The sequence below is a fragment of the Xanthomonas sp. JL1 genome, from assembly GCF_038405005.1.
This window is the reverse complement of record NZ_JBBYGR010000004.1, coordinates 1-16,117: the sequence shown is the minus strand read 5'-3', so window position 1 is coordinate 16,117 and position 16,117 is coordinate 1. Positions and strand designations below refer to the sequence as shown.

Genomic DNA, 16,117 nt, shown 5'->3' with positions numbered 1-16,117 from the left:
CGGCTCTCATCCTGTGCTGAGGTGCCAACGTCGTCTCAACGGGCACGGGCCAGATCGGCCCTGCCCTACCGTGGATCCAGGGCGGCATCATTGCACCGCCGTATGGCATAGAGGCCGCGACGCCTATAATCGCCGGCTTACGTTCACTCAGCAGGTTCCGCCAGATGGCGCAGACGATGAAGGCGCTGGTCAAGCGCGAAACGAACAAGGGCATCTGGCTGGAACAGGTGCCAGTGCCGACGCCCGGCCCCAACGAGGTGCTGATCAAGCTGGAAAAGACCGCCATTTGCGGCACCGATCTGCACATCTACCTGTGGGACGAGTGGAGCCAGCGCACGATCAAGCCGGGCCTGACCATCGGCCATGAATTCGTCGGTCGCGTGGCCGAGCTCGGTTCGGCAGTGACCGGCTATCAGGTCGGTCAACGGGTGTCGGCCGAAGGCCACATCGTGTGCGGCCATTGCCGCAACTGCCGTGGCGGCCGCCCGCACCTGTGCCCCAACACCATGGGCATCGGCGTCAACGTCAATGGTGCCTTCGCCGAATACATGGTGATGCCGGCCAGCAACCTGTGGCCGATCCCGGACCAGATTCCGTCCGAGTTGGCGGCATTCTTCGACCCCTACGGCAATGCCGCGCATTGCGCGCTGGAATTCGACGTCATCGGCGAGGACGTGCTGATCACCGGCGCCGGCCCGATCGGCATCATTGCGGCCGGCATCTGCAAGCATATCGGTGCGCGCAATGTGGTGGTCACCGATGTCAATGATTTCCGTCTCAAGCTGGCCGCCGATATGGGTGCCACGCGCGTGGTCAACGTGTCAAAGACCTCGCTCAAGGACGTCATGGCCGACCTGCACATGGAAGGCTTCGACGTGGGCCTGGAAATGAGCGGCAACCCGCGCGCGTTCAACGACATGCTCGATTGCATGTACCACGGCGGCAAGATCGCCATGCTCGGCATCATGCCGCGCGGCGCCGGTTGCGACTGGGACAAGATCATCTTCAAGGGCCTCACCGTGCAGGGCATCTACGGCCGCAAGATGTACGAGACCTGGTACAAGATGACGCAGCTGGTGCTGTCGGGTTTTCCGCTGCACAAGGTGCTGACCCATCAGCTGCCGATCGACGATTTCCAGAAGGGCTTCGACCTGATGGAAGCAGGCAAGGCCGGCAAGGTCGTGCTGAGCTGGAATTGACCGCACAAACCGCTTGAACGCAAAAGGCGCCCGAGGGCGCCTTTTGCGTGTTCGCTCAGTGCAGCCGTGTCACGGCCAGGTCACCGTGGCGGTGGCGACGGTCCGGCCTTCGGTATTAGGACGACCGAAACCGAATTCGGCAGGCTCGCTGGTGTCGTAGTAGCCGATGTTCAACGCAAGCGGGCCAAAGCTCTTGCCGACGGTGATCGCGTAATCGTTGTAGTCGTGATCCACCTGCTTCAGCGCCGATGTGTAGCGGGTGTGCCCGACATGCGCACCGATGCTGAACTTGTGCGGCAACGGCCAGTTGGCATCCAGCGCATAGTAATAGCCGTCGGTCTTGGTGCCGTACAGATCGTTGGTGTATCCGACGGTGAGGCTGTAGGTCTTCAGGAACGTCGTCTTGGTGACCAGTTCGTTGTAGTTCGTCTTGCCCGCACCCGGATAGTTGTAGCGGGTGACCGCGACATCGAGGTCCCACTGCTTGCCCAGTTCGACACCATAGCCGACCGTGGTATCCACTTCCCAATCCGGATCGCCTTCGCCGGGATCGACGTTGGATGTCCAGGCGGCCACGTAGAAGCCGGAAGGATGCTTGTAGGTCAGCCCGGCCTGGAATGCAGGATCCCCGTTGGTCTGGGACACACCGCGGAACACGTAGTCGCTGGTGACTGCAAAGGTGCCGGTGAACGGCGACACGGGGGCTTCCTGTTCCTGCGCCTGCGCCAACGGCGCGGCACTCAGCGACAGCAAGAGACAACAAGCAAGCGTAGACATCTTCATCGGGCATCTCCTAGAGCGATGGGTGATCGAATCGCGCGAATCGGAATTGCCTTCACTTCATAGTTGGAATGCCATAGCAGCACAACATAAAAGTATCGCTCGCTTGACACAGCGCACACCTTCGGCGCGTCAGAGGCCGATAGGAGTGCTACCGGCAACGTCATCGACGCCAGAAACCGCTTCTTGAGACGCAGTCTGCATCGCCGCATTCCCCTACACCATGTCAGGCCAGACCGCAGTCCGCCAGGTTCCGGTATCGTCGCCGCTTGCGCCCGTCTGCTGGTCGAGCCAAGCGCTTCACCCATTCGCACGGCGGGTATCCTCGCCCATGCGCGGGAGAGCATCGCTGACGATCAAACGGCAGGAAAGACCCCGTACTGCCGCGCCGCCAGCCGCAACTGTTGCCCTGGCTGAAAGCTACCGGCCGAGGCAGGCAGTTCCACTTCCACTTCGTTGCCTGCCGGCTCCAGCGTTGCGCGTAGACGCAGGCGTGCCCCGCTGCGCTGCGACCACGCCACCGTCGCCGGCCAGCCGGCCTCATCGGGCACCAGATCTTCCGGCCGCACGTACACCTCCACCGGCCCTGCAGCCAGCGCGGCATTGGCCAAGGGAAGTGCGTGCCCAGCCACCTGGATCTGGCCCTGCGCCAGCACCCCGGGGATCCGGTTCACTGCCCCAACGAACGAATACACGAAAGGCGAGGCCGGCTTGTCGTAGATCATTGCCGGTGTGTCGAGCTGCTCGATGCGGCCGCGGTTGAGGATGGCCACCCGATCGGCCAGTTCCAGCGCTTCTTCCTGATCGTGGGTGACGAATACCGTGGTCAGGCCGGTGCGTTCATGCAGCTCGCGGAGCCAGCGGCGCAGATCGCGGCGCACTTGCGCATCCAGCGCGCCGAACGGCTCGTCGAGCAACAACACGCACGGCTCGATTGCCAGCGCACGCGCCAACGCCACGCGCTGCCGCTGGCCGCCGGAGAGCTGGGTGGGATAACGCTGTTCCAGACCCTGCAGCTGCACCAGCGCCAGCAGTTCCTCCACGCGTGCACGGATGCGCGCTTCGGCCCAACGCTCGTTGCCGCGGCGTACGCGCAAGCCGAACGCGATGTTCTCGAACACGTCCATATGCTTGAACAGTGCGTAATGCTGGAACACGAAGCCGACCCGACGCGATTGCACGCTCATGCGGGTGGCATCTTCATCGCCGAACAGCACCTGCCCGCCATCTGCATGCTCCAGCCCGGCCATGATGCGCAGCAGCGTGGTCTTGCCCGAGCCGGAGGGTCCGAGCAACGCCAGCAACTCGCCCTGGCGCACATCCAGGGTGATGTCGTCCAGCGCGGTAAAGGTCTCGAACTGCTTGCGCAGATGGTGGATGCGGATGCCCATGGTCACCTCAGTGGCGGTGGTTGGCGGCCAGCGAATCGCCGTGCCGCCATTCCAGATACGTCTTCAGCGCCAAGGTCAGCAGCGCGGTCAGTGCCAGCAGCGAGGCGCAGGCGAATGCGGCGCTGTAGGCATATTCGTTGTAGAGAATTTCCACATGCAGCGGCAGCGTGTTGGTGCGTCCACGGATATGCCCGGACACCACCGACACAGCGCCGAATTCGCCCATCGCACGCGCCGCACACAGCAGCACGCCATACAACAGGCCCCAACGGATATTGGGCAGCGTCACTCGCCAGAACATCTGCCAGCCGTTCGCGCCCAGACTCAGTGCCGCCAGTTCTTCGTCGCTGCCCTGCTGCTCCATCAGCGGCATCAGTTCGCGCGCGATGAAGGGGAAGGTCACGAACGTGGTCGCCAGCACGATGCCCGGCAACGCGAACACGATCCGCGGCAGCTGGATCACACATTCGCCCAGCGCCGGCAACTGCACATGCCAGCCTTCGTCGATCAATGGCCAGGCCCAGCCGCTGCGGCCGAAGATCAGCACGAAGATCAAGCCCGCCACCACCGGCGACACCGAAAACGGCAGGTCGATCAGGCTGACCAGCAGACGTTTGCCCCAGAACTGGTGCTTGCTGATGGCCCACGCAGCGGCCACGCCGAATATCAGATTCAATGGCAGCACGATCGCCGTCACCAGCAAGGTCAGCTTGATCGCCGACAACGCGTCCGGGTCGACCACTACGCGCAGGAAGGTCTCCCAACCGCCACGCAACGCCTCGGCAAACACCAGCACCAGCGGCAGCAGCAAAAACGCCAACAAAAAGAGTACCGCGCCGAACATCATCAGCCATTGCACCCAACGCGGCTCGTTGCTGGCCGACTCGGTGATGCGACGCGCCTGCCTGGTCATGGCATGGGTCGGCAACATGGAGGGCAGCGAGGAAACAGCATCGCTCATGCGGGCCTCCGTTGATACTGCAGCAGGCGTGCCTGCAAGGTATTGACCACCAGCAAAATGACGAATGACAGTAATAACATCGCCGCGGCAATGGCAGTCGCGCCCGCATAGTCGAACTCTTCCAGCCGGATGGTGATCAGCAGCGGCGCGATCTCGGTGGAATTGGGCAAGTTGCCGGCGATGAAGATCACCGAACCGTACTCACCCACGCCACGTGCGAACGCCAGCGCGAATCCGGTCAGGACCGCTGGCCACACGCCTGGCAGCACTACCCGCCATACCGTTTGCCAGCGCGAGGCGCCCAATGTGGCAGCGGCAGCCTCTACTTCGCGATCGCTCTCGGCCAGCACCGGCTGCACCACGCGCACCACGAACGGTAAGCCGACGAACACCAGCGCCAGCACGATGCCCAGCTGCGTGTAAGCCACCTTGATACCGATTGCTTCCAGCCAGCGGCCGACCCAACCCTTGCCGCCATACAGCGCGGTCAGCGCAATGCCGGCCACCGCCGTCGGCAACGCAAACGGCAGATCGATCACCGCATCCAGGAAGCGCTTGCCCGGAAACTGGTAGCGCACGAACACCCACGCCACCCACGTGCCCATCACCGCATTGAAAGCGCCAGCCGCAAGCGCCGTACCGAAGCTCACCCGCAATGCCGACAGCACGCGCGGCTCGCTCCATATCCGCCACAGACCCTCCCAACCCAGGCCGCTGGTCTTGATAAAGATCCCCAGCAGCGGGATCAGCACGATCAGGCCAAGCCAGGTCAGGGTGATACCCAAACTCAGGCCCAGCCCCGGCATCACGCGTCGGCGCGATGACGGCGCTGAGTGGGGTGCAACCGACATCGCCATCGCCTACTTGTTGGCCTGGATCTGGTCGAACACACCACCGTCGGCGAAGTGCTCCTGTTGCGCCTTGTCCCAAGAGCCAAACGCCTGCTGGATGGTCACCAGCTGGATATCCGGGAAACGCGCCATGTCGGCGGGGTCGGCAAATTCCGGATGCCGCGGGCGATAGAAATGCTTGGCTGCCAGCTTCTGGCCTTCCGGCGCGTACAGATAGCGCAGGTAGGCTTCGGCCACCTCGCGGGTGCCATGCTTGTCGACGTTCTTGTCGACCAGCGCCACCGATGGCTCGGCCAGGATCGACAACTTCGGTACCACGATCTCGAACTTGTCCTTGCCCAATTCCTCGCGCGCCAGCAGCGCCTCGTTTTCCCAGGCCAGCAGCACATCACCGATCCCACGCTGCACGAACGTGGTGGTTGCGCCGCGCGCGCCGGTATCCAGCACCGGCACATTGCGGAACAAGGCCTGCATGTAGCGCAGGGTGCGCTCGCGGTCGCCCTTGAAGATATGGTCGGCGTACGCCCAGGCGGCCAGATAGTTCCAGCGCGCGCCACCGGAGGTCTTCGGATTCGGGGTCACCACCGACACGCCCGAGCGCAGCAGGTCCGGCCAGTCATGGATGTTCTTGGGGTTGCCCTTGCGCACCAGAAACACAATGGTCGAGGTGTACGGCGCACTGTTGTCGGGCAGGCGCGCTTCCCAATCGGTATCGATCAGCTTGGCCTTTTGCGCGATGGCATCCACGTCGTAGGCCAGCGCCAACGTCACCACGTCGGCCTCGATGCCATCGATCACCGCGCGCGCCTGCTTGCCCGAGCCGCCGTGCGAGGTTTCCACGGTGACGGCGTCCTGCGGGTGCTGCTGTTTCCAGTGCGCGGCAAAAGCGGTGTTGTAGTCGCGGTAGAACTCGCGGGTGGGGTCGTAGCTCACGTTAAGCAGCCCGATCTCGCGTGCGCCTGCCGGGCCGGCCAGGACCAGCAGGGTGCAAAGAAGGCAAGCAAGACGGATACGGGGGTATGTCACGACAATCTCCTGGCCGGTTGAGCACAGCTGAACAGCAAGCATGCCATGCTGCGCAGCGTCACGCAGGCGGTGAAATGACATCAGCGCCGCCGCTTATGCCGATTTTGTATGACGTAGTGGTATGCCACCGTGATCGTTAACATTGCGCTTCTTTCTGCCACTGCGACCGCCATGACCACCGCTCCCGCCGCGCTGACCGCCCATTACGCCGCCGAACTGGACGCGATCCAGGCCCAGGGCCTGTTCAAGTCCGAGCGCATCATCACCGGCCCGCAGTCGGCCCAGATCACCCTGGCCGATGGCCGCCGCGTGCTGAATTTCTGCGCCAACAATTATCTGGGCCTGGCCGATCACCCGGACATCATCCAGGCCGCCAAGGACGCGCTGGATAGCCACGGCTTCGGCATGGCCTCGGTGCGCTTCATCTGCGGCACCCAGGATCTGCACAAGCAGCTCGAACGCACCATCGCCGAGTTCTTCGGTACCGAAGACACCATCCTCTACGCGGCCTGCTTCGATGCCAACGGCGGCCTGTTCGAGCCGCTGCTCGGCGAGCACGACGCGATCATTTCCGACGCGCTCAACCATGCGTCCATCATCGACGGCGTGCGCCTGTGCAAGGCCAAGCGCTTCCGCTACGCCAACTGCGACATGGTCGACCTGGAGGCGCAGTTGCAGGCCGCCGACGCCGCCGGCTGCAAGACCAAGCTGATCACCAGCGACGGTGTGTTCTCGATGGACGGCTTCATCGCGCCGTTGGACGAAATCACTGCCCTGGCCCGCAAGTACAACGCGCTGGTGCATATCGACGAATGCCACGCCACCGGCTTCCTCGGTGCCACCGGCCGCGGCTCGGCCGAGGTCAAGGGCGTACTCGACCAGATCGATATCTTCACCGGCACCCTGGGCAAGGCCATGGGTGGCGCTCTCGGTGGCTTCACCACCGCCAAGCGAGAGGTGATCGAGCTGCTGCGCCAACGTTCGCGCCCCTACCTGTTCTCCAACTCGTTGCCACCGCACGTGGTGGCCGCCGGCATCAAGGCCTTCGAGATGCTGGATGCCGCCGGCGAGCTGCGCACGCAGCTGGTCGACAACACCACGTATTTCCGCGCACGCATGACCGCCGCCGGTTTCGACGTCAAACCCGGCGTGCATCCGATCAGCCCAGTGATGCTGTACGAGGCACCGCTGGCGCAAAAATTCGCCGAGCGTTTGCTGGAAGAAGGCATCTACGCCATTGGTTTTTTCTTCCCGGTGGTACCCAACGGGCAAGCGCGTATCCGCACTCAGATCAGCGCGGCGCATACGCGCGAGCACCTGGATCAAGCGATCGCCGCATTCATCAAGATCGGGCGCGAACTGAAGGTGATCGACGCCTGAGCATGCGCACGGCGCTGCGCCAACGGCTGCTGCTGGCGGCGCAGACCGATGCGCAGGCGCAACTGCTCGACGGTCATTGGCATACGCGCTGCCTGCACTGCCGCCTGCATCTGCAGGTGCGCGCCGACGGCGAGCCGCTTGGCCACACCACGCTGGAACACGTGGTGCCGCAAGCCTGGTTTGGGCGGCACGCAGCGGCGGCGCTGTGCGCGTTGGTGGGCGACGATGCCAACGATGCGCGCGATCTGGCGCTGGCCTGCGCCGGCTGCAATCACGCCAAAGGCCGCCGTCACGATGCCAACGGCGCCGGCGACCCGCGCGCTTACGAGGTGGTCAGCGCCCTGCTCAGCGCGCGTCTGGCGCGCTGGCGTGCGCCGCCGGTACCAACGCCCTGACTTCTTCGGCACTCAGCATCCGCCACGCGCCTTTGCCGAGCTCGCCCATCGCCAGCGGACCGATCGCCACGCGCATCAGCCGCAGCACACCGATGTCCACGGCAGCCAATAGCCGGCGGATCTGCCGATTACGGCCTTCGTCCAGCACGATTTCCAGCCAGGCATTGCGCTCGCCTTCGCGCAGCACGCTGACCTGCTTGGCGCGCAACAGCATACCCTCGCCCTCAGGATCCGGGTCGACCACACCGGCCTGCAGCTGCGCCAGTTGCGCGACATTAGGCAGGCAATCGATCTGCACGTGATAGGTCTTGTCCGGCCCGGTCGCCGGGTCGGTCACCGTCGCCGCCCACTGCGGATCGTTGCTGAAGAGCAGCAGGCCTTCGCTGGCCTTGTCCAAGCGCCCGACCGGGGCGATCCACGGCAAACCGGCACCATCGAAACAGCGATAGACCGTGTCCCTGCCCTGCTCATCGCGCACGGTAGTGACCACGCCGCGCGGCTTGTTGAGCATCAAATAGCAACGCGCCGGCCCTGTCAGCGGCTGCCCGTCGACGGTGATTGAGAATTGCTGATCGGCGCGGATTGGAAATTCGGGATCGCGCACCACGCGTGCCGAGACGCTGACGCGGCCATCGGCGATCCAACGCGCCGCCTCGGTGCGCGAACACACACCGAGCTTGGACAACACGCGCGCCAGCCCATGGCGTGGCGCGGCATTGGCGGGTGCAGCAACGTGGGCACGCGTTGCGCCTGCCGCTCCCGGACCACGCTGACGTTGCCGGGACGTTGCCGGCGGTGGCCGCCGGGGCATGCCGTCCCGACCGCGCGGCTTACTTATTCTCGACCGGCTTGGCGTCGGCCGCAGGTGCGGCGGGCGCTGCCGGTGCCGCGCCAGCGGCCGGACGTGCCTTGACCACGCGCACACCGCGCGCCTTCATCCAGGCATCGAATTCTTCTGCCGTCATGCGCTTGCCGTTCTGGCTCATGTCGAAGCGCCACGGGGTGTTGTCGAACGCCGTCTTGGCCTTGTAGGCCGCCGGATCGTTCGGGTTGACGGTGCCGCCGGGCGGAATGACCTTGGCCAGATCCTGGCAACCTTCCACGCGCAGGCGCAGCAGTACGCGGTCCACCGACTGGTCGCTGCTGTAGGGCTGTGCCAGCACGCCGGTGGGCATACCCAACTGCACGCTGCGGGTGTAGAACTCGGCAGCCGCCGGTGCGACGACGGTAGCGGGCAACGGCAGTGGCTGGGACACCGTGCTGCCAGCGCAGTTCGTAGCGGCGTAGGCGGCGGGAATCAGAGCGAGACAGAGCAGTCCTGCCGTAGCGGTACGCAGCATCGGGTTCTTCCAAGTATGAGTGTGGTTTTGACGCGGCGAGTGTAGGCAGCGATGAACGCTGTTTCAACAGGAACCGTGCCGGGATGACAACACAGACAGGATCAGCAGCGCTTGAGCGCGCTTTTCCAGGGCCTGCATAGACAAAACCCGGCGCAAGGCCGGGTTTTGTCTGCAACAACGCTAGCGGTCCAATTAGTTCTGGACGTTCAACTCGGTACGACGGTTCTTCGCACGGCCTTCCGGATTGTCGGAACCATCCGGGTTGGTGTTCGGAGCAATCGGACGGCTCTTGCCGTAGCCGATCGGACCGACCAGACGCGACGCATCGACGCCGTTCTTGGTCAGGTAGTCGTACACGGTGGTCGCACGACGCTCGGACAGCTTCTGGTTGTACGCGTCGGTACCCTTCGAGTCGGTGTGACCGGCAACCTCGACCTTCAGGTCGGGGTAGCGCTTCAGGATTTCGGTCGCTTCGCTCAGGATCGAGATCGCGTCCGGACGCAGGGTCGACTTGTTGAAGTCGAAGTTCACGCCCTTCAGGTCGATCGAGACAGGCACCGGGCAACCGTCCGGACCGATGGTCTGGCCAGGCTGCGAGTTCGGGCACTTGTCGTCGCAGTTGTTGACGCCGTCACCGTCGTCATCCAGATCGGCGCAGCTCGGAGCAACCGGAGCCGGAGCCGGCGGCGGAGCGGTCGACGGAGCCGGTCCCAACGGGATCACGACGCCGACCGAAGCCAGCACGTCGCCGAACCAGTTTTCGCGCGGAGCGGCGACGCTCTGGTCGTTGAAGTCAGCGCGATAGGCCAACTCGGCACGCACGGCGACGCGCTTGTCGAAGGTGGTCTGCAGACCGACACCAGCCTTGGCGGCAAAGTTGCCGTCCTTACGCTGGCCCGGCGACACCGGGTTCGGGGTCGCGTCGAATTCTTCTTCCGAACGCTGATAGCCCAGACCGAACAGCAGGTAGGGGTTCCAGCCGCGGCCTTCCTGGATGAAGTGGCGACGCAGGTCGAACGAGATGCCGTACTGGCTCCAGTTCAGATCCTGGTTGGCGTCGAAGTTCGGGTTCTGATAGTTCAGTTCACCGTCGATCGACCAGTTCGGGCTCACGAACTTGCCCAGGCCCAGGGTCACGAACGGGGCATCATTGGTCAAACGATCGCGGTCCTGGAAATTGAAGCCAGCGCTACCGGTCAGGTACCAACGGTCGTCGAACTCCTGCGCGGAAGCAGCCTGGGCAACTGCCAGACCGCCAAGCAACGCGGCAGTGAGAATTTTCTTGTTCATTTATACAGCTCCTTCTTTGGGAGATAAAACCGATAGAGACATTGTTCTTGGTAAAGATGCTCGTCACATCCAGAGCCATCGGGGCGCAGATTAAGCCGGCCTCGGTGAAGATCGCGTTAACGGTCATATAACATGTGAAAGCAATCACCAGGTCCCGCAATCCCACGCAATACTACGTATACAGTTTCATGAAGGAAAGGACCGGGCATCCAATTCGGGGGTCGGACCTGCATGAACGGCAGCCCAATTAAGCTGACTGAAGAGGCTTCCAGACCGACTGATATTTAGCGTTCCAAGCGCTGCCGAAAACCACATTGGTGAACGCCAAGCCCCGTTCGAGCTGAAGTGTGGGGTTGATGGTTGCAGACGACTTACTCCACAACGCACCCTGAACTTCCCGCTCCGGAGCGCCCCGATGAAAGCCGTCGCCCTCACCCGCCATCTTCCGATCGATGACCCCGAGTCGTTACTCGACCTGGAACTTCCGACGCCTGCAGCGCCATCGGGGTATGACTTGTTGGTGCGGGTGGAAGCGATCTCGGTGAATCCAGTCGATACAAAGGTGCGCGCGCCCAAGCCACAGCCGCTGCAGGCGCCGAAGATCCTGGGCTACGACGCAGCCGGGGTGGTCGAGGCGGTGGGCCCGGAGGTCACGGCGTTCGCCGTCGGCGACGAGGTCTACTACGCAGGCGATATCGGTCGGCAAGGCAGTAACGCGCAGTACCAGCTGGTGGATGCACGCATCGCCGGATGCAAGCCGACCTCACTGAGCTTCGCGCAGGCGGCCGCGCTGCCGCTGACCACCCTGACCGCATGGGAGCTGCTGTTCCAGCGCATGCCGTTTGCCTTCGACGGTGCGCGCAATCGCGGCAGGCATCTGTTGATCATCGGCGGCGCTGGCGGCGTGGGCTCCATCGCGATCCAGTTGGCGCGGCATGCCGGCTTCACGGTGATTGCCACCGCATCGCGGCCGGAGAGCATCGAATGGGTACGTCAAATGGGCGCGCACCACGTGATCGATCATCACCAACCACTGCAACCGCAGCTGCAGGCGCTGGGGATGGAGACAGTGGATGCAGCGCTCAATCTGGCCGACACCGACCGCTACTGGCAGCAACTGGGTGAAGTGCTCGCGCCGCAGGGGCATGTGGGCTTGATCGTGGAGCCGCGCGGGCCGCTATCGATCGGCGACCCCTACAAGTCCAAGTGCATCGGCATCCATTGGGAACTGATGTTCACCCGCGCGCGCTACGCGACCGAGGATATGGTCGAGCAGCACCGCATCCTCAACCGGGCCGCCAGCCTGATTGATGCCGGCGAGCTGCGCACCACGCATACGCAAACGCTGTCGCCGATCAATGCGCAACACCTGCGCGAGGCGCACCGCCGTCTGGAAAGTGGCAACACGATCGGTAAGTTAGTCCTGGCCGGTTGGTAATGCACCGGCCGGGCAGGGTTGGCCGGCGCTCTGCGCCTCGGTGCGCAGAGCGCCGGCGCATCGGGGCGCGGTTTGTGCAGGCGGCAGCGAAGGCGTATTGCTGACCGAGCCCCGCGGCGCCCAACGGCAGCGCTGGATGCCTGAGGACTTGCCGCCTGCCGCGTTTGACGGCATCGTGCGCACTCCGTACGCAAGCGTATCCACATCATGTCGCCCGCCACCGGCCCGTCCGTCTCACCCTTCCCGCACCTGTTCACCCCGCTCGACCTGGGCTTCACCCAACTCCGCAACCGCGTTCTGATGGGCTCGATGCACACAGGCCTGGAAGATCGTGCGCGCGATTTCCCCAAGCTGGCGGCGTATTTCGCCGAGCGCGCTGCCGGCGGCGTGGGCCTGATCGTCACCGGCGGGTTCTCGCCGAACGTGGTGGGTTGGCTCAAGCCATTCGGTGGCAAGTTGTCCTGGCCGTGGGAAGTGCGCCCACATCGCCAGGTCACCCGCGCCGTCCACGAACACGGGGCCAAGATCTGCCTGCAACTGCTGCATGCCGGGCGCTATGCCTACCACCCGCTGTCGGTGGCGCCGTCCAAGCTCAAGGCACCGATCACCCCGTTTACCCCACGCGCCTTGTCGGCCAGCGCCGTGGACCGGCAGGTCGTCGCCTATGCACGCGCCGCGCGGCTGGCACGCGAGGCCGGCTACGACGGCGTCGAGGTGATGGGCTCGGAAGGCTATCTGATCAACGAATTCACCGCCGCGCGCACCAATCAGCGCAGCGACGCGTGGGGCGGCGATGCCAGCAAGCGCATGCGTTTTGCCGTGGAGATCGTGCGGCGCATCCGCGAGGCCTGTGGACCGGATTTCATGATCATCTATCGGCTGTCGCTGGTGGATCTGGTCGAAAACGGCAATCAATGGCAGGAAATCCTGGCGCAGGCGCAAGCGATCGAAGCGGCCGGCGCGACCATCATCAATTCCGGTATCGGCTGGCACGAAGCGCGCATCCCCACCATCGCCACTTCGGTGCCGCGCGCCGCGTTTGCCGGCGTCACCGCCAAGCTCAAGCCGCATCTGCGCATTCCGGTGGTCGCAACCAACCGCATCAACATGCCGGACGTGGCCGAACGCCTCCTGGCCGACGGTGCGGCAGACATGGTGTCGCTGGCGCGCCCGCTGCTGGCCGACCCGCAGTGGACCAACAAGGCGCGCGCCGGGCAGTCGCACGCCATCAATACGTGCATCGCCTGCAACCAGGCCTGCCTGGACCACGTCTTCGACAACAAGTTGGCCACCTGCCTGGTCAATCCACGCGCTGCGCACGAGACCGAACTCAACTACACGCCGACCACCACGCCCAAGCGCATCGCCGTGGTCGGCGCAGGCCCGGCTGGCTTGGCCTGCGCGACAGTGGCAGCAGAACGGGGGCACCGGGTGACCTTGTTCGATGCAAGCGATGCGATCGGTGGGCAATTCAATGTCGCCAAACGCATCCCGGGCAAGGAGGAATTCAACGAGACCTTGCGCTATTTCGGCCATCGCATCGAGGCGACCGGCGTGCAACTGCGCTTGAGTACCCGCGTGCAGGCGGCTGATCTGAAAGACTTCGACGAGATCGTGCTGGCGACCGGCATCGAGCCACGCAAGGTGGATTTCCCCGGCGCCGATCATCCGATGGTGGTGAGCTATCTCGATGTCGTGCTGGGCCGCCACGTGGCCGCCGACAAGGTGGCGATCATCGGTGCGGGCGGTATTGGCTTTGATGTCGGTGAATTTCTGGTACACACGGGTGAATCGCCGTCGCTGGACCCGCAACGCTGGATGGCCGAATGGGGCGTGGACCCGAGCTTCGAAACACGCGGCGCGTTGACCAAACCGCAGCCGGCGCGCCCTGCCCGCCAGGTCTGGTTGTTGCAGCGCAGCCCCGGCAAGCCCGGTGCGCGCCTGGGCAAGACCACCGGCTGGATCCACCGCGCCACGCTCAAGGCCAAGGGCGTCAAGATGCTCGGCAGCGTGGAATACCTGGGCGTGGACGATGCCGGTCTGCGCATTCGCGCGGAAGGCAGCGAGCAGTTGCTCGACGTCGGCACGGTGGTGGTATGCGCCGGGCAGGAGCCGCGTCGCGCATTGTTAGCCGCGCTGCAAGCCAACGGCCAGCAGCCGCATTTGATCGGTGGCGCGGATGTGGCGGCCGAACTGGACGCCAAACGCGCGATCAACCAGGCGAGCCGGCTGGCCGCGACGTTGTAAGGGTTTCGCCAGGACGGGGTCACGACGCCGCCGCTGCGGTCGGGTCTGGTTGCAATGCTGACCTGCATGCGGCGTGACCAACGCCAACATGCGCGCGGATGCCCTGGTCCGCACTGGCCGCCTTCTTTTTCCTGTCGTGCGGCTCGGCTATAACCACTCGCATGTCATTGCCACCGCACGCATTACCTCCTGCACTACCGTCTGCCGCATTGCTTGCCTACGCGGCAGCGCATTTCGGCAAGAGCCTGCTCTGGTACATCGGCGAATTGCTGCTGATTTTTGCGTTGACCGAATATGTTGGACTGAGTTCTGTGGCGGCGGGCTTCTCAGTGGCCGCCGGCCTGCTGATCAGCGCAGCGATGGGCGTCTTCGCGGCGCGCCGCTGGCGCCCGGGGGCCAATCTGGCTTGGGCCGGACGATCGCAATGGCACGGCATTGCCTGGGCCGCGATTGCGTTATCGCTGCTGTTTCTGACGCCGCTGCTGCCACCGGCAATGCGCTTGGTCTGCGTGCTCCTTGTCAGCCTGCCCTTCCGTATCGCTTACGCGGTCGGCGATGTCGCCCAGAACACCTTGATCGGGTTGGCGCGTTGGCCTTGGCGGGGCGCGCGCGGCGTCAGCGCACTGCGCCTGATCGGCAGCGGATTGGCTGCGTTGTCGATCAGTGCGGCAATCGGCTTGTTGTTGCGCGCCGGCGAACAGACATCCGCATCGATTGCGCTGGCCTTCGTGGCGACCGTCAGCGCGATCGCACTGCTGTCTGCATGGTGGCTTCGGCAGTCTCTGCAGACGCATGTGGTGGCAACCACTGGTGCGCCCTCGCCGGCTCCGACGCTGCGCTGGCAACGACAGCGTCTGCTGCCGCCATCGGTGATTGCGGCGCTGTCGCTGGCCCTGCCGACCTTTACCAAGCTCGCGCCGTATCTGGCACAAACCGGTCGCAGCTCGCCGGGCTGGAGCTGCGCGGTGCTGACCGGTTATGCGGCAGGCACGATCCTGGTGCAGCCGCTGGCGTCACGCTGGCTCACCACCGCCTTGCGGCGCCTAGGAGCCAGCGGCGTCGTGCTGACGGCCTTCGGGCTGCTGTTTGCGCTGGATGCGGCCAGGCACGTGTGGCTGGATGGAGCGCTCGCGTTGGGCATGGGCATGGCGGCCGGCACCGCTGGGCACTGGGTCTGGGCACGGCATGCTGAACTGGCCTGCAGCCACTCGGCCGCTCAGCAGGCCAACAGCATCGCCATCCTCACCGCCAGCGCGCAGGTGGCGCTGGCGATCGGCAGCGCACTGATCGGTCTGTTGTTGAGTGCCTGCGACTCCAGCGACCGTCGCCACGAGGCGCTAGCATGGGCGATGGCGTTGGGTCCGGTGGTGTGCGGCCTTTTGTGCGTGCTGTTGGCCTGGGCCGGTAGCCTGGCCTTGCCGCTCAGACGAAAAACGCCCGCTGCAGCGGCGACGTCCCCCCAAGTTTGAGTAGCACCTCAGTTTGGAGTCCAATTCCCTAACCCGAGGAGATTGGACGTGAAGAAGCGTTTTTCCGAAGAGCAGATCATCGGCTTCCTGCGCGAAGCCGAGGCCGGCATGCCGATCAAGGACCTGTGCCGACGGCATGGCTTCAGTGAGGCGTCCTACTACCTGTGGCGCAGCAAGTTCGGCGGCATGAGCGTGCCCGATGCCAAGCGGCTCAAGGACCTGGAGGCCGAGAACACGCGACTGAAGAAGTTGCTGGCCGAGCAGGTGTTCCAGAACGACCTGATCAAGGATGCGCTGCAAAAACAATGGTGAGCGCACCGGCGCGTCGTGCGCTGGTGCGCGAGTGGATC

At 64.4% G+C, this 16,117-nt stretch carries 14 protein-coding genes and 1 pseudogene; 7 read left to right on the top strand and 8 right to left on the bottom strand.

All coding sequences use genetic code 11. The annotated features are described in order from the left end of the window. Window positions 1–164 precede the first annotated feature (164 nt). Window positions 165–1,199, top strand: coding sequence for an L-threonine 3-dehydrogenase (tdh, locus tag WJW29_RS00585; RefSeq protein WP_011260119.1), 1,035 nt, complete (start codon window positions 165–167; stop codon window positions 1,197–1,199). 69 nt (window positions 1,200–1,268) lie between these two features. Here tdh and WJW29_RS00580 read toward each other — a convergent pair whose 3' ends face one another. The 5 genes from WJW29_RS00580 to WJW29_RS00560 form a co-directional block, all read right to left on the bottom strand. Continuing rightward, window positions 1,269–1,982, bottom strand: coding sequence for a TorF family putative porin (locus tag WJW29_RS00580; RefSeq protein ID WP_011409306.1), 714 nt, complete (start codon window positions 1,980–1,982; stop codon window positions 1,269–1,271). A 353-nt stretch (window positions 1,983–2,335) separates the two neighbouring features. Further along, on the bottom strand, window positions 2,336–3,370 hold the full coding sequence (locus WJW29_RS00575; RefSeq protein WP_027703808.1) for a sulfate/molybdate ABC transporter ATP-binding protein: 1,035 nt from the start codon (window positions 3,368–3,370) through the stop codon (window positions 2,336–2,338). A 7-nt stretch (window positions 3,371–3,377) separates the two neighbouring features. Then, the gene (gene cysW / locus WJW29_RS00570; protein WP_011260122.1) at window positions 3,378–4,331 is read right to left on the bottom strand and encodes a sulfate ABC transporter permease subunit CysW; all 954 of its coding nucleotides are present in this window, start codon (window positions 4,329–4,331) and stop codon (window positions 3,378–3,380) included. Next, on the bottom strand, window positions 4,328–5,188 hold the full coding sequence (gene cysT / locus WJW29_RS00565; protein ID WP_011260123.1) for a sulfate ABC transporter permease subunit CysT: 861 nt from the start codon (window positions 5,186–5,188) through the stop codon (window positions 4,328–4,330). The genes cysW and cysT overlap by 4 nt, the downstream gene beginning before the upstream one ends. Window positions 5,189–5,191: 3 nt before the next feature. Next, the gene (locus WJW29_RS00560; protein ID WP_011260124.1) at window positions 5,192–6,289 is read right to left on the bottom strand and encodes a sulfate ABC transporter substrate-binding protein; all 1,098 of its coding nucleotides are present in this window, start codon (window positions 6,287–6,289) and stop codon (window positions 5,192–5,194) included. Window positions 6,290–6,379: 90 nt separating this feature from the next. Here WJW29_RS00560 and kbl point away from each other — a divergent pair, with 90 nt between their 5' ends. Together kbl and WJW29_RS00550 are read left to right on the top strand one after the other, a co-directional pair. Beyond that, window positions 6,380–7,588 (top strand): glycine C-acetyltransferase, encoded by a 1,209-nt coding sequence (gene kbl, locus WJW29_RS00555; protein WP_011260125.1) that lies wholly within the window; start codon window positions 6,380–6,382, stop codon window positions 7,586–7,588. A gap of 2 nt (window positions 7,589–7,590) precedes the next feature. Further along, entirely contained in the window at window positions 7,591–7,983 is a 393-nt protein-coding gene (locus WJW29_RS00550) for a hypothetical protein (RefSeq protein WP_011409307.1), read from the top strand. On the opposite strand, the gene WJW29_RS00545 is transcribed toward WJW29_RS00550, so the two are convergent. The 3 genes from WJW29_RS00545 to WJW29_RS00535 all read right to left on the bottom strand — a co-directional run bounded on the left by WJW29_RS00545 (window position 7,934) and on the right by WJW29_RS00535 (window position 10,613). Then, window positions 7,934–8,794, bottom strand: a complete 861-nt coding sequence (locus tag WJW29_RS00545) for a pseudouridine synthase (protein ID WP_011260126.1) — start codon at window positions 8,792–8,794, stop codon at window positions 7,934–7,936. The two genes, WJW29_RS00550 and WJW29_RS00545, sit on opposite strands and share 50 nt — an antisense overlap. Before the next feature lie 19 nt (window positions 8,795–8,813). Continuing rightward, entirely contained in the window at window positions 8,814–9,323 is a 510-nt protein-coding gene (locus WJW29_RS00540) for a hypothetical protein (protein ID WP_011260127.1), read from the bottom strand. Window positions 9,324–9,515: 192 nt separating this feature from the next. Next, the gene (locus WJW29_RS00535) at window positions 9,516–10,613 is read right to left on the bottom strand and encodes an OmpA family protein (protein WP_011409308.1); all 1,098 of its coding nucleotides are present in this window, start codon (window positions 10,611–10,613) and stop codon (window positions 9,516–9,518) included. Window positions 10,614–11,028: 415 nt separating this feature from the next. Here WJW29_RS00535 and WJW29_RS00530 point away from each other — a divergent pair, with 415 nt between their 5' ends. The 4 genes and pseudogenes from WJW29_RS00530 to WJW29_RS00515 form a co-directional block, all read left to right on the top strand. Beyond that, window positions 11,029–12,051 (top strand): zinc-binding alcohol dehydrogenase family protein, encoded by a 1,023-nt coding sequence (locus tag WJW29_RS00530; protein ID WP_011260129.1) that lies wholly within the window; start codon window positions 11,029–11,031, stop codon window positions 12,049–12,051. A 207-nt stretch (window positions 12,052–12,258) separates the two neighbouring features. Next, entirely contained in the window at window positions 12,259–14,298 is a 2,040-nt protein-coding gene (locus WJW29_RS00525; RefSeq protein WP_011260130.1) for an NADPH-dependent 2,4-dienoyl-CoA reductase, read from the top strand. A gap of 161 nt (window positions 14,299–14,459) precedes the next feature. Further along, window positions 14,460–15,767 (top strand): MFS transporter, encoded by a 1,308-nt coding sequence (locus tag WJW29_RS00520; protein ID WP_041182257.1) that lies wholly within the window; start codon window positions 14,460–14,462, stop codon window positions 15,765–15,767. A gap of 108 nt (window positions 15,768–15,875) precedes the next feature. Next, window positions 15,876–16,117, top strand: a pseudogene (locus tag WJW29_RS00515) (transposase); the annotation flags it as partial.

What these genes read in the sequence shown, in the direction of transcription:
- tdh (WP_011260119.1), top strand. Translation starts at nt 165, where the DNA reads ATGGCGCAGACGATGAAGGCGCTGGTCAAGCGCGAAACGAACAAGGGC.
- WJW29_RS00580 (WP_011409306.1), bottom strand. Translation starts at nt 1,982, where the DNA reads ATGAAGATGTCTACGCTTGCTTGTTGTCTCTTGCTGTCGCTGAGTGCC.
- WJW29_RS00575 (WP_027703808.1), bottom strand. Translation starts at nt 3,370, where the DNA reads ATGGGCATCCGCATCCACCATCTGCGCAAGCAGTTCGAGACCTTTACC.
- cysW (WP_011260122.1), bottom strand. Translation starts at nt 4,331, where the DNA reads ATGAGCGATGCTGTTTCCTCGCTGCCCTCCATGTTGCCGACCCATGCC.
- cysT (WP_011260123.1), bottom strand. Translation starts at nt 5,188, where the DNA reads ATGGCGATGTCGGTTGCACCCCACTCAGCGCCGTCATCGCGCCGACGC.
- WJW29_RS00560 (WP_011260124.1), bottom strand. Translation starts at nt 6,289, where the DNA reads ATGTCATTTCACCGCCTGCGTGACGCTGCGCAGCATGGCATGCTTGCT.
- kbl (WP_011260125.1), top strand. Translation starts at nt 6,380, where the DNA reads ATGACCACCGCTCCCGCCGCGCTGACCGCCCATTACGCCGCCGAACTG.
- WJW29_RS00550 (WP_011409307.1), top strand. Translation starts at nt 7,591, where the DNA reads ATGCGCACGGCGCTGCGCCAACGGCTGCTGCTGGCGGCGCAGACCGAT.
- WJW29_RS00545 (WP_011260126.1), bottom strand. Translation starts at nt 8,794, where the DNA reads ATGCCCCGGCGGCCACCGCCGGCAACGTCCCGGCAACGTCAGCGTGGT.
- WJW29_RS00540 (WP_011260127.1), bottom strand. Translation starts at nt 9,323, where the DNA reads ATGCTGCGTACCGCTACGGCAGGACTGCTCTGTCTCGCTCTGATTCCC.
- WJW29_RS00535 (WP_011409308.1), bottom strand. Translation starts at nt 10,613, where the DNA reads ATGAACAAGAAAATTCTCACTGCCGCGTTGCTTGGCGGTCTGGCAGTT.
- WJW29_RS00530 (WP_011260129.1), top strand. Translation starts at nt 11,029, where the DNA reads ATGAAAGCCGTCGCCCTCACCCGCCATCTTCCGATCGATGACCCCGAG.
- WJW29_RS00525 (WP_011260130.1), top strand. Translation starts at nt 12,259, where the DNA reads ATGTCGCCCGCCACCGGCCCGTCCGTCTCACCCTTCCCGCACCTGTTC.
- WJW29_RS00520 (WP_041182257.1), top strand. Translation starts at nt 14,460, where the DNA reads ATGTCATTGCCACCGCACGCATTACCTCCTGCACTACCGTCTGCCGCA.